The sequence below is a fragment of the Paenibacillus terrae HPL-003 genome (assembly GCF_000235585.1).
GTDB classification, from domain to species: Bacteria; Bacillota; Bacilli; order Paenibacillales; family Paenibacillaceae; genus Paenibacillus; species Paenibacillus terrae_B.
On sequence record NC_016641.1, the window covers coordinates 868,815 to 882,013 of the forward strand.

9 protein-coding genes are annotated in these 13,199 nt (G+C 46.0%); 4 read left to right on the forward strand and 5 right to left on the reverse strand.

Features of this window, described 5'->3' with window-relative positions; all coding sequences use genetic code 11:
- Positions 1-167: 167 nt before the first annotated feature.
- Positions 168-1,793 carry a nitrite/sulfite reductase gene (locus HPL003_RS04220; RefSeq protein WP_014278373.1) on the forward strand — a complete coding sequence of 542 codons (1,626 nt, stop codon included), beginning with the start codon at positions 168-170 and terminating at the stop codon, positions 1,791-1,793.
- A gap of 163 nt (positions 1,794-1,956) precedes the next feature.
- Here the strand turns inward: HPL003_RS04220 and HPL003_RS04225 are convergent, their stop codons facing one another.
- The 3 genes from HPL003_RS04225 to uvrB form a co-directional block, all read right to left on the reverse strand.
- On the reverse strand, positions 1,957-3,162 hold the full coding sequence (locus tag HPL003_RS04225) for a hypothetical protein (protein WP_238533490.1): 1,206 nt from the start codon (positions 3,160-3,162) through the stop codon (positions 1,957-1,959).
- A 417-nt stretch (positions 3,163-3,579) separates the two neighbouring features.
- Positions 3,580-6,441 (reverse strand): excinuclease ABC subunit UvrA, encoded by a 2,862-nt coding sequence (gene uvrA / locus HPL003_RS04230; protein ID WP_014278375.1) that lies wholly within the window; start codon positions 6,439-6,441, stop codon positions 3,580-3,582.
- A 169-nt stretch (positions 6,442-6,610) separates the two neighbouring features.
- Entirely contained in the window at positions 6,611-8,602 is a 1,992-nt protein-coding gene (gene uvrB, locus HPL003_RS04235; RefSeq protein ID WP_014278376.1) for an excinuclease ABC subunit UvrB, read from the reverse strand.
- Positions 8,603-8,810: 208 nt separating this feature from the next.
- Between uvrB and HPL003_RS04240 the strand changes: the two genes are divergently transcribed.
- Together HPL003_RS04240 and HPL003_RS04245 are read left to right on the forward strand one after the other, a co-directional pair.
- On the forward strand, positions 8,811-9,638 hold the full coding sequence (locus tag HPL003_RS04240; RefSeq protein WP_014278377.1) for a flagellar motor protein: 828 nt from the start codon (positions 8,811-8,813) through the stop codon (positions 9,636-9,638).
- The gene (locus HPL003_RS04245) at positions 9,622-10,434 is read left to right on the forward strand and encodes an OmpA/MotB family protein (protein WP_014278378.1); all 813 of its coding nucleotides are present in this window, start codon (positions 9,622-9,624) and stop codon (positions 10,432-10,434) included. The genes HPL003_RS04240 and HPL003_RS04245 overlap by 17 nt, the downstream gene beginning before the upstream one ends.
- A 235-nt stretch (positions 10,435-10,669) precedes the next feature.
- Here the strand turns inward: HPL003_RS04245 and HPL003_RS04250 are convergent, their stop codons facing one another.
- Positions 10,670-10,894: an aspartyl-phosphate phosphatase Spo0E family protein gene (locus HPL003_RS04250; RefSeq protein ID WP_014278379.1), complete on the reverse strand. Its 225-nt coding sequence runs from the start codon at positions 10,892-10,894 to the stop codon at positions 10,670-10,672.
- A 260-nt stretch (positions 10,895-11,154) separates the two neighbouring features.
- Entirely contained in the window at positions 11,155-12,555 is a 1,401-nt protein-coding gene (locus HPL003_RS04255) for a hypothetical protein (RefSeq protein ID WP_014278380.1), read from the reverse strand.
- 257 nt (positions 12,556-12,812) lie between these two features.
- On the opposite strand from HPL003_RS04255, the gene HPL003_RS04260 reads away from it, so the two are divergent.
- Positions 12,813-13,184 (forward strand): helix-turn-helix domain-containing protein, encoded by a 372-nt coding sequence (locus HPL003_RS04260; RefSeq protein WP_014278381.1) that lies wholly within the window; start codon positions 12,813-12,815, stop codon positions 13,182-13,184.
- The last annotated feature ends 15 nt before the right edge of the window (positions 13,185-13,199 follow it).

Below are 13,199 nucleotides of genomic sequence, written 5' to 3' on the forward strand. Positions count from 1 at the left end.
AAAAAAATAAGCAAGAACGATAAATAATCGTTATAGCGTTTGGGCCATTCCTTCGTTTACGGGCACAACCAACTATGATACCATCACATTATATCTTAGTTCTATTGTCGGAAATAAAAGTATAATCTTGAATCCCTGTAAACAACGCTTATGAAGGAGGTTAAAGGATGGCTTACGAACCAATCTGGAGCGCTCATCCCGATAAACTGAACAAATTCGAATTTGCCAAGCTGGAAAAGGACGGCCTCGACGTCATACGCACCATTATCGAAAACTATGCAAGTGAAGGCTTCGATTCAATCTCTGCGGACGATATGGATCGTTTCAAATGGGCCGGAGTGTATCAGCAGAAGCCCAAGGATGGTCATTTCATGATGCGTGTCCGCATCAACACAGGTATCATGACTTCAGCGCAGGCACATGCATTGGCGGACATATCCACGCTGTACGGACGTGGCCTTGTTGATGTCACCACTCGTCAGGCAATTCAATTTCACTGGCTGACGGTCCAAGACTTACCTGATATTTTCGAGCGGTTGGAAAAAGTCGATTTGTATTCCTTTGAAGCCTGCGGCGACTGCCCGCGTACCATTGTTGGCAATCCGCTGGCTGGCATTGATCCGAATGAATTGGTCGACACCAAGGACATTGTGGATGAAGTCAACCGTTTTTTCGTGTTAAATCGGGACTTTTCCAATCTGCCGCGTAAATACAAAATGTCCATCTCCGGTAATACGTACAATAACGCGCAAGCTGAAATTAACGATTTGTCCTTTACGCCAGCCACTAAGGTGATCAACGGAGAAGAAGTCATCGGCTTCCATGTGATGGTCGGTGGGGGCTTATCCGCCAAGCCGCATTTGGCGCAATCGCTGGACCTGTTTGTCCGTCCTGATGAAGTTTTGAAGGTTTCCATTGCAGTCACCACCATTTTCCGTGATTACGGCTATCGGGAAAAACGACACCATGCTCGCCTGAAATTCCTCATCGCCGATTGGGGCCCGGAAAAGTTTTTAGCCAAGCTCACCGAGTATATCGGCGAAATGCCCGGTCGGGGCGAGGATAAAACGATCGGCTGGCAAGCAGCTTATTTTGACGGCGTGCATCCACAAGCGCAGCAGGGTCTAAACTATGTTGGCCTGAACGTTCCAGTCGGCCGTCTGGATGCTGACGAGCTGCACGAGCTGGCCGACCTGGCTGACCGCTACGGTGATGGACAGATTCGTACTACCATGTCGCAAAATATTTTGCTGAGTGGCGTTCCGGACGACCAAGTGGACGAATTACTACAGGCTCCTGTGCTACAACGCCTGACGCCACGGCCCAAACATTTTATGAGCCGTACAGTTTCATGCACCGGGAATGAATTCTGCAATCTGGCGATTGTGGAGACTAAAAAGCGGGCGATTGACGTTGCCGAGTATTTAGATCAGCACGTAGATCTGGATGAAAAAGTGCGCATTCATTTCATCGGCTGCCCGAATTCCTGCGGACAAAAGAATATTGCAGACATCGGTCTGCAAGGCTCGCTTATTAAGACACCCGAAGGCATGGCCGACGCGTTCGACATTGCTGTCGGCGGAGCGCTCGGACCGGGTGCCCAGTTCAATAAAGCGCTCAAAGGCCGCGTACGTGGTGATCAGGTCGGCCCTGTGTTGGCAGAACTGATTCTGTTTTACAAAGAAAATCGAAATGCCGGTGAAACTTTCCATGCGTATGTACAACGGGTAGGCATTCCGACTTTTCAGGAAAAGTTGTCTGCTATTTTGCAGTCCAGCACCGTCGCTTCCTGAGTACCGTCTAAGTAAGGTCCTTTCATAATATATTCTCTTATCTTCATAAAGAGCGCCCAAGCCAGCCTGTTTGTATCTCGCATACAAGCAGGCTGTTTTCTTATGGTCATAACATGACTGCAAAAGATCCTCTGCTGTGCTCTCGAAAAAAAAGACACCGGGATTATTCCGGTATCCATATTTTAGCAAAATCAAGCACTACTGGTTTTTGGGCGCTACCGGATGTGGATGTCACCAATGCATAGCCTGTCGGTATTTTGTATATCAGTCCCGTGTCATATCGGATGCCGAAGGAATTGTCTTCCTTGTAATGGGTAGTGGTTTCCCAAACCTTCGTACCGTTCCCTTTCAAACCAGTGATGGTGATCCCATGCATCTTCGTGGTGCTTCCCAGCGGATCATATCGGTCACTAAACCGCACGTACACCTGCTCCTCCGGCAGATATACCCGATCACTCGGATAATCCTCTGTATCACCGAACAATTGCAGTCCGTTGCTCAAAATCTGTGTACGCTTGCTGTTCCCTTTAAGCCCTGTCACGGCAATATGGCCGCCAGGCAACTCGCGTACTTCTGCAATGTCTTTACCAGAGCCCAGGTCAAAATTGATGTTACGGATTTCTCGACCATATACATCTGCCTGTACTCCTACCGGACCATGAGGACTGTTCATAAGTGCATAATATCCATCGTGATTGCCAACAAGCCAACCCGAAGCCACCCCGTCCTTCGCTCGATTCCACAGCTCCTCACCAGTTTCTGAGTATTTGAGTACGGTAAATACTTGCTCATCCAGGTTCAGAGAGGATACAAGAAATCCGCCGTCCGCAAGCGGTTCCAAACCTATAAGGGAGTTGTGTCCATGGGATGCTAAGCCATCCGTTTGTAACGTTCTGGACCACACGGCATTCCCGTCCGCATTCAACCGTGAAGCCTGCAACTCCCGTATCCCATCCGGCTTCGTGTAGTCGATAAGCAACAGCGAACCGCCATCCGACGTCTCCCGTTGGACTCCCCTACTGCTTGCACCAGACTGCACGTTCAGATCCAGCTCATGTTTCCACACACCCTCCAGCGAGCTGTCCAGCTTGCCGTAGGTGACATGCGCCACGCTTGCCTCGGTGTTGTGTTCGATGTTCAGTACCAGAAATCCACCATTTGCTGCGGGCTGAATATAATTGTGTGGGTTCCCTTCATCCTCAAAGCTACCAATCGCTGCGCTTGTTTCAATTTCAGCCTGCTTGGGCACAGCCGCCTCGGACACTTCGGATGCATAAGACGGAACAGCGCTAAACCCCATGATCAATGTCGCTAAAGCAACTCCTGCTGTCCAAGAATAAACACGTGTACGTAGAAACCCGTTTCGCATTCCCTTCAAACGTTCCAGCTCCCTTCATGACTATACCTCAGAGATGTTTTTAAAAACCTTAGATGTGATAAGACTACAGACGGTTTCGCTTCAACTTGTAATGGTTGTCACGTGGGCACGGAACTTCATGCGATGCTATACAATCATGAGTTATATATTTACCTCTTCAAGCCCGAGCCCAAACATTTAAAACTCCAAAATGGAGACTGCTCAGAGACTTTCTATCGATGAATATACGTATAGATTTATTATTCCAGCGCTTGGTAAACTATGTGTCACATGCTTTAACGCAAGATTTGGATAAAAGTTCTCTTTTTTTACAAAAAAAAGCCCCACCAAGACAAAGGAATGAATACACTAATTCGTATTCTACCTTCATACCTGTGTGGGGCTTACAAGACTTACATTAAATGATGTCTACAGATCGGCTGTCTGAAGCGCCTGGCTGCGCTGTGTGTCCCGTTCAAGGATCGGCTTCAAATACCGTCCTGTATAGGATTCTTCGACCTTCACGAGCTGCTCAGGTGTTCCAGTAGCCAAAATCGTTCCACCGCCGCTACCGCCTTCTGGTCCCAAATCAATCAGATAATCGGCTGTTTTAATCACATCCAGATTATGCTCGATGACCAGTACTGTTTCTCCCGAATCTACCAGACGATGCAACACCGTCAGCAATCGATCAATATCATGAACATGCAGACCCGTTGTCGGCTCGTCCAAAATGTAAATCGTCTTACCCGTGCTGCGACGATACAGTTCGGAAGCCAGCTTCACGCGCTGCGCTTCGCCCCCGGATAAGGTAGTCGCAGGCTGACCCAGCTTGATATACCCCAAACCTACATCCATTAGCGTCTGAATCTTGCGATGAATTTTCGGGATGTTTTGGAAGAACTCTGTCGCATCTTCTACTGTCATTTCCAGCACATCGGCAATGCTTTTACTTTTGTACTTAACTTCAAGGGTTTCCCGATTATAGCGTTTGCCCTTGCACACTTCACACGGAACGTATACATCCGGCAGAAAGTGCATTTCAATCTTGATAATGCCGTCGCCCCTACAAGCCTCACAGCGACCACCCTTAATGTTAAAGCTAAAGCGACCTTTTTTGTAGCCACGCACCTTAGCCTCATTTGTTTGTGAAAATAAATCACGAATATCATCAAATACCCCGGTGTAGGTTGCAGGATTTGAACGCGGCGTGCGGCCAATCGGAGACTGATCAATCTCAACGACTTTATCGATATTTTCAAGCCCGCGAATTTCCTTATGTTGACCTGGACGTACTCTCGCCCGGTTCAGATCACGCGCCAGCGTTTTGTATAGAATTTCGTTGACCAGCGTTGACTTCCCGGAACCGGATACACCAGTAACAGCCGTGAAAACGCCTAACGGGATTTTAACATTCAAATTTTTGAGATTATTCTCCTTAGCCCCGCGGACCTCCAGCCACTTATCGGTAGGCTTGCGCCGCTCGGTATTAACCGGAATGAACTTGCGACCGCTCAAATATTGCCCGGTTAAGGAGTTCGGGTCTTCCATGACTTCCTGCGGGGTACCCTGTGACATGATCATCCCACCGTGGATTCCGGCCCCTGGCCCGATATCAATAATATAATCGGCCGCCATCATCGTATCTTCGTCATGTTCCACCACAATCAGCGTATTCCCGAGATTCCGCATATGCTCCAATGCACTAATCAGGCGGTCATTATCCCGCTGATGCAACCCGATACTTGGCTCGTCCAAAATATACAGTACGCCCATCAGGCTGGAACCGATCTGTGTCGCCAACCGGATACGTTGTGCCTCACCACCGGATAACGTGCCGGCTGCACGACTTAAGGTCAGGTACTCCAATCCAACATTAACGAGGAATCCCAAACGGCTGTTGATTTCCTTAAAAATGAGGTTGGCAATTGACCGCTCCTTCTCACTCAACACCAGCGTTTTGAAAAATTGAGACGCTTCGCCGATGGACAAATCAGTTACATAGGCAATGTTACGCTCCTGAATAGTCACCGCCAGGGTTTCTTTCTTCAAACGATGTCCCTTACAGGTATTACACGGCTTTGCGCTCATAAATCCTTCAATAAATTCACGGATACCGTCAGAAGCCGTGTCACGATAACGACGCTCCAGATTCGGGATAATTCCCTCGAAGGTTACGTAGGCTTCCTTGCGTTGTCCAAAATCATTTTCATAACGGAATCGGATCTTCTGGTCACCCGTTCCATGTAATATGGTGTTCATTTGTTCCGTGGTCAGCTGGCTGACAGGAATGTTCTGTGGAATACTATAATGCTCGCATACGGACTGCAAAAATTGCGGATAATAGGTGGAAGTTCCTCCACTCCACGCCTGAAATGCTCCATCTTCTACACTTTTCTCCGGGTCAGGAATGAGCAGGTCGGGGTCGACCACCATTTTAACGCCCAATCCGTCACAATCCGGGCAAGCACCGAACGGACTGTTAAATGAAAACATCCGCGGCGACAGCTCGTCTATACTGAAACCACAGATCGGGCAGGCAAAATTAGAACTAAAGCGCAGCTCTTCTTGCCCCATCATGTCCACCAGCAACTGACCTCCCGAAAGATTCAATGCTGTCTCAATAGAATCAGATAGACGTGCACGCACATCCTCCTTCACTACGATCCGGTCTACAACCACTTCAATGGAATGCTTCTTGTTCTTCTCCAGCTCGATCTTTTCGGACAACTCGCGCAGCTCGCCATTGACACGCACCCGTACAAAACCTTGCTTGGCAATATCCGCGAATAGCGTTTTATGCTCGCCTTTGCGTCCCGAAACTACCGGGGCCAAAATTTGCAGTCTTGTCTTTTCCGGGTATTGCAAAATGCGGTCCACCATTTGTTCAACCGTTTGTGATGTAATTTCAATGCCATGCTCAGGACAATGAGGGTGACCAATTCGGGCAAACAGCAGCCGCAAATAGTCATAAATCTCTGTAACCGTACCGACGGTAGAACGCGGATTACGGCTCGTAGTCTTTTGGTCAATGGAAATCGCAGGAGACAGTCCGTCAATGGAATCCACGTCCGGCTTCTCCATCTGCCCCAGGAACTGACGCGCATACGCGGATAAAGACTCCACATAACGCCGCTGTCCTTCTGCATAGATCGTATCGAAAGCCAGTGACGATTTACCTGAGCCACTTAGGCCCGTGAGGACGACAAATTTGTCCCTTGGGATAGTTACGTCAATATTTTTGAGATTATGCGCCCGAGCGCCTTTGATGATGATGCTTTCATTCGCCAAATCTTTCATCTCCTTAGCCATAGTTCACGTCATGCTATATTGCGATGGAATACCCCATGCAAGTGATATATCGCAAAGAGAACGACCACATGGGCCGCCCTCTCTATTTTTAAAAACAATCATCCATTTCATTTTCAATGTGTTCGTGCTACTAGCCGCCCCTGAAAGCTTAATCAGCCCGCAGCTCCAACAAAGCATCACGCAACTCGGCAGCCCGCTCGAATTGAAGATTCTTGGCGGCATCCTTCATCTCCGCTTCCAAACGCTGAATCAGCGACTGACGCTCCTTCTTGGAAAGTTTACCCGTCTCACCAGGAAGGTAATCATTACGTGCCTCTGCCACCTTGGTCGCTTCAATGACATCACGAATCTTTTTACGAATCGTTTGCGGGGTAATGCCATGGTCTTCATTGTACTGAATTTGAATTGCACGGCGGCGTTCGGTTTCTTTTATCGCTTTATCCATGGAATCCGTAATCTTGTCACCGTACATAATAACACGGCCATCGCTATTCCGTGCTGCCCGTCCAATGGTTTGGATGAGCGAACGTTCGGAACGCAAGAAACCTTCCTTGTCCGCATCCAAAATTGTCACCAGCGATACTTCTGGCAAATCCAGACCTTCTCGCAACAGGTTGATCCCAATCAGCACATCAAAGGTACCCAAACGGAGATCCCGTAAAATCGCCATCCGCTCCAGTGTCTTAATCTCGGAGTGCATATATCGGACCTTAATACCCACTTCTTTTAAATAGTCGGTCAGATCTTCAGACATCTTCTTGGTAAGGGTGGTGACCAGTACCCGTTCCTCACGCTCCATCCGAAGCCGTATTTCACTAATGAGGTCGTCAATCTGTCCTTTGCTCGGCCGCACCTCGATAATCGGATCAAGAAGCCCCGTAGGTCGGATAATCTGCTGCACCGTCGTTTCGCATTTCTCCATCTCATAGGGACCCGGAGTAGCCGATACATAAACGATCTGACTCACCTTGTCTTCGAACTCCTCAAACTTCAGCGGGCGGTTATCCAGCGCGGATGGCAGACGGAAACCATGCTCCACCAGCACATTCTTACGGGCTTGGTCACCATTATACATCGCCCGAATTTGCGGCAACGTAACATGAGACTCATCAATAACAATTAACATATCATCCGGAAAATAATCCATCAGCGTATACGGTGTTGCTCCACGCTCGCGGAATGTCAGCGGACCCGAGTAGTTCTCGATTCCGGAACAAAAACCGACTTCTTTCATCATCTCGATATCATAGCGAGTACGTTGTTCCAAACGTTGTGCCTCCAGCAGTTTTCCTTGTTCCTTCAACACCGCTAATCGCTCTTGAAGCTCGCGTTCAATGTTGACCAGTGCTACCCTCATCGTGTCCTCATGAGTAACAAAGTGAGACGCCGGGAAAATGGCTACATGATCGCGTTCGCCGATCAATTCACCCGTAAGTACATCAATCTCGGTGATCCGTTCAATCTCATCCCCGAACAGTTCTACCCGTATAGCATGCTCGCCTTGGGAAGCCGGGAATATTTCAACAACATCTCCCCGCACACGGAAAGTACCCCGCACGAAGTTGATATCGTTCCGCTGATATTGAATATCGACCAAGCGGGACAAAATCTGGTTGCGGGGTTTCTCCATGCCGACTCTAAGCGAAAGCAGCAGGCTTGAATATTCTTTCGGGGAACCCAAACCGTAAATGCAGGAGACACTCGCTACAATAATAACGTCACGACGCTCGAACAGAGAGCTTGTGGCGGAGTGACGAAGCTTATCAATTTCCTCATTAACGCTGGAATCCTTCTCAATATACGTATCGGAAGACGGAATGTACGCTTCCGGTTGGTAGTAATCATAGTAACTGACAAAATAATCGACAGAATTATTGGGGAAAAACTCCTTAAACTCACTCGCCAGTTGGGCAGCCAAAGTCTTGTTATGTGCAATAACCAGAGTAGGCCGATTCAATTTGGCAATCGTCTGCGCGATGGTAAATGTCTTGCCCGTACCCGTAGCACCCAACAGCGTTTGATGCTTTTTTCCTTTGGTAATCCCCTCTACCAGTTCAAGAATGGCATGAGGCTGATCGCCTTGAGGCTGGAATTCCGACTGAATTTCAAAAGTCTTGTCGCTAACAACGATATCACTCATTGCCCTGCATCACCCTTATCGTCTAAAATGGAAACATCATGTTTCTACAGCAGTCGAGCTGTAATGTCTTTACCTGTAAACCTATGTCGATATTTCCCGAGCAATGATACTTGGGAAATATGGTTGGATAAGAATGTTTGTTCCCGTATTATACCTCTTTCTTACCCTGGATGCAAACGATAAGTCTTGAATAGGAGTGAATTAAATTTTGGATATCACCATCGTGTTGGGCATCATCGCCGGAATCATAGCATTAATCGGTGGCTTCTTATGGGAGGGCGGACAATTTACAGGGCTGCTTCAAGGTACATCGGCTCTGATTGTATTTGGCGGAACGTTCGCCGCAGTTGTTATCAGCTATCCCGCCTCCAAGCTGAAAACCATACCAGCTGCCCTTCGGATGGCGTTTAGCCGTGAGGACAACCTCTCCGAGCAATATATTGAAGATTTGGTTTCCATGGCGGCCACCTCCCGCCGATCCGGGGTGCTTGCACTGGAGCGTATTTCGTCAGAGCACCCCAATGCATTTCTGCGCGAAGGTCTTCAACTGGTTATTGACGGTACCGAGCAGGAACAGATTAAACAAATTCTGGAACTTGAGTTAGATACCATTGAGCATAAGTACGAAGGATATGCCAAAATATTTGAATCCGCAGGCGGCTATGCCCCTACGATGGGGATCATCGGTACTGTGATGGGCCTGATCCATGTACTCGGCAGCCTGACCGAACCGACAGCGCTTGGACCGTCTATTGCTGTCGCTTTTATCGCTACACTATACGGCGTTGCCAGCGCCAATCTGATTTTCCTGCCCATCGCATCCAAAATCAGAGCATGCAGCGAAAGTGAAATGGTCACGATGGATTTACTGTTGCAAGGTATTCTGGCCATCCAAAATGGAGAAAATCCGAAGCTGGTACGCAAAAAGCTGGAGTTCTTCATCCGCTCAGAGCAAAATCTGGATTATAAGCCGCCTCGTCGCTCACGCATGGATGACGCTGCTCCAAAGGAGGACTTCCATGAGAGCGCGCGCTAAGCGCCGCCAACGTCAAGGAGGCGGAGACCATCGTGACCGCTGGATGATTACCTATGCCGATCTGATCACGCTGCTGCTCATTTTTTTCGTGGTGATGTACGCTATGAGCAGCCTGGATGCGAAAAAATATGAAGTCGTTGTTCAATCCCTACAGGATACGTTCCATAAAGGCGATTCCATTTTAGAGCAAGGTTCAGGGATTACGGGTACTGCGGATGTTCACACAAGTAAAAATCCGCCCACCACCAAGCAACCGTCATCCGATAATAAAGCTGCTGGATCGACCAAATTGACCGAACGTGAGCAGGCATTTCGCAAGCAGGAAGAAGAACTTCAAAACCTGATGGGCGTCATAGAGCAATATATTTCGGACAATAAGCTGCAAGATCAGATTTTCGTAGCCGATCAGCCGCGTGGTATTGTCATTACGCTGAACGACCGCTTTTTATTCGATCAGGGCAGGGCTGCTCTCAAACAAGGCTCTGCGAACACACTATCCAAGCTGGCGAGTCTATTCCGGGATTTAAAAACGCCAATCAGCATCGAGGGCCATACGGACAATATTCCATTCACACGCTCCTCGAACTCTTCGACCTACAAGGACAACTGGGAGCTTTCCGGGGCACGGGCGCTATCAGTGCTTCGATTCTTTCTCGATAGAGAAGGATTATCTCCTACAGAATTTCAATACGCAGGCTATGCAGATACCCGACCGGTTGGTGATAATACCACAGAGGCCGGACGACAAAAAAACCGCCGTGTCGAAATTACCGTACTACGCCAGCTTCAACAGTAAATATTAAAAACCTCCTCAGTCACACTTAACGTGAACCGGGAGGTTTTTTAGATAGATATCATAGTTCTACATGGCTTCCGCTCTGATGTGACGCAGAACAATAAACCGTACGAACAGTGTTGTATAGAGCGGCGTACGAGAGATGAGGGAGGTTATTTTGTTTAAGTCTAATATCCCCACTATGTATTAGAAGCCAAGATGAAGTTAGGTAAAGCCTTGTCATGCTGCTGGAAAATCAATAAGATAAGGCAAATTCGTGTTGCTTTTCTTCCACTGGTGAATTATTGGGTATGCTCTGCTTACAGCAGCTATATTTCCAATCGCTGTACAAATTAAGGAGCCGATCCAACTCCATAGACTTGGTCAACACCCGTCGATCCTTTAATCCCACCTCTTTCGCCAAATCATTTAATTCCTTACGCTTTTCTTCGATGCAGTCCTCCAATTCTTGCAATTTCACATCAACAAACCTCCTGTTTGGTATGGTATTTACAGTTAGTTTACAAGCTGATACCTTCCCCACAGGTTAATAATATAATAAAACCCATTTCATCCCTTTAACGGAATAAATCAAAAAGCCAATCCCTAGGGACTGGCGAAAGTGTGAACTCTTTTTTATGGATCTTATTGTCCATCTATGAAACTCAACCCATACCATGATTAAATAATATAATTCTATCAGAATGCTCTCCATTAATTGGATAATATAAAGGGAATATACTAAAGAATAGAATACCTAAGGCTAGTACCATGGAATAACCTTTTTTCATAGATATTCACCTCCTTAATTATATTTTCATATCTTTTCGTTTGCTCACTAGTCGCAAACTCTCTGTAGACTTCAAACAATGCAACACATTGCTTAAAGTCGCTATCATTCCGACTAATTAATGATAAAGCAAGACAGTCCAGAACATAGTTTGTGCCTTTTTCAAAGCCGCTATTCTTATACTCATAAATTGCCCTTTGATATAAAAAACAACAATAATAGTTTCTATTCTTTACGTCGTCAAGAAATTTAAATTGATCAATCTCTGCTGAAAAACTTTCAAGCACATAATCTACTGAAAAGTTGTACATATTGGCTGACTCTAAGATAGTTAAAAGGCCAGATAATTTTTCTTCTGGGTGTTGATTGAGAAAAGTAATATATTCACCTAGTACCTCTCTCTTTCCTAAGAGCATATCCAATGTATAAGAGTTTGCCTTTGCCCAAAGACTAAACATCTTTACATATTGCTCCCCCTCCGAATTAAGTCCCTTGAACCAACTTAAATCAGCATAGTTTTGTATATAGGATTGTGCTTCCTCAAACATTTCCATTTTCTGAAGAGCTGTAGATTTAGATAGGTAGCCATATCCATAATAAAAAACAAGATTTTTCTCTGTTTTAAAGTCATCTTTAACTCTTCTTTTAGCATTATTCTCATATCGATTTAAATAAACAGTTTTGGCAAGAGTCCACAACTCATCTCCATATTTCTCTACGCTGTCCCATTTATGTAGGTAAAAATAAGTATTGATAATTTTTAAAATTCCATCTAATTGATAATTCTCTGGTAAGCGATTTCGATAAGGAATAAATCTCAGTACGGCTTCCAAGTTTCTCTCCATATCTTGGCCTACCGAAGCAACAAACAATTTATAGTGGCTGACTGCCAATCTCTCAGAATGTTGATACTTCTCATTCTCAATGACACATTCATAGAAAGGAATGGCCTCCTGTAGCTTCCCTTCTTCGTACAGTTCCTCTGCTAAAGAAAAGATCGCTGGAATGTGGTTAAGATCTTCCATTAACCGTGAAAGCACCTTCTCCACGCACCGCAGATTGCCCACCTCAACACAACGAATCAGGAATGGTTTAACTCTTTTCCAATGAGGTCTTCCATCGTAAAAGCATTCATCTACGTATAGGTCATACAACCAGTCCTCTGGATAGTTAAACGCTTTAGTAATTAAGTCCATTTGTCTTACAGAGATAGGTTTAGGCGGATTTCCGTTAAGCATAGCACTAAATATGCCCCGATTAAGACCCGTAGCTTGTCCAAAACTATTAAAAGTGTAACCACCAAGTTTTAATTCTTTCTCAATTTCCGAACGAATCGTGGTTGCATTTTCCAATAAAAACACCTCCCGGCGTATTCAGATGATTTAAAAAAATCACCCTCCTCGACAAACAATTACAATATACTAGAAATTATATGAATAAACTGGATGATGGTCAACCCCTTTTTTCACACCGTTTTAATATATATTGGAATTTAATGCGTGTTTAATAGTCTTTACAAGGACTTAATATTATACTATTTAGGTAATACAATTACCTCCACGCTTGATCTACCTTTGTCTACACTCATACTATAGGAGTGTGGATGTCTATGGAAACAACAAAACTCATAGGAGTAAAAATCCGCCAATTTCGAAAATTGCGTGATATTACACAAGAACAGCTTGCAGAAGCATCTGATTCAACAGGTTCCTATATCGGCAAGTTGGAGCGTGGTGAGGTCAATGTACAGATTAAAACCTTGGAGAAAATAGCAGAAGCACTGGAAACAAACGTATTTGCATTTTTTGACTTCAATCCATATGAAGAACTCAAAAGTCAGCCCTGGATATGGGAATGTGTTCATTTACTCTCCCAGCAGAATGAAGCCGATCAAAATAAGGCATATCGGATATTGAAGGAACTGTTCACCTCTTCAGAAAGCGGGCTTACAGCAAGTAACCCCGATAAGTCCAGCGAATAACGAAAAAAAATGATT

Excerpts from the sequence above, each read along its gene's own strand:
- HPL003_RS04220 (WP_014278373.1), top strand. The coding sequence starts at position 168 with ATGGCTTACGAACCAATCTGGAGCGCTCATCCCGATAAACTGAACAAA.
- HPL003_RS04225 (WP_238533490.1), bottom strand. The coding sequence starts at position 3,162 with ATGCGAAACGGGTTTCTACGTACACGTGTTTATTCTTGGACAGCAGGA.
- uvrB (WP_014278376.1), bottom strand. The coding sequence starts at position 8,602 with ATGAGTGATATCGTTGTTAGCGACAAGACTTTTGAAATTCAGTCGGAA.
- HPL003_RS04245 (WP_014278378.1), top strand. The coding sequence starts at position 9,622 with ATGAGAGCGCGCGCTAAGCGCCGCCAACGTCAAGGAGGCGGAGACCAT.
- HPL003_RS04260 (WP_014278381.1), top strand. The coding sequence starts at position 12,813 with ATGGAAACAACAAAACTCATAGGAGTAAAAATCCGCCAATTTCGAAAA.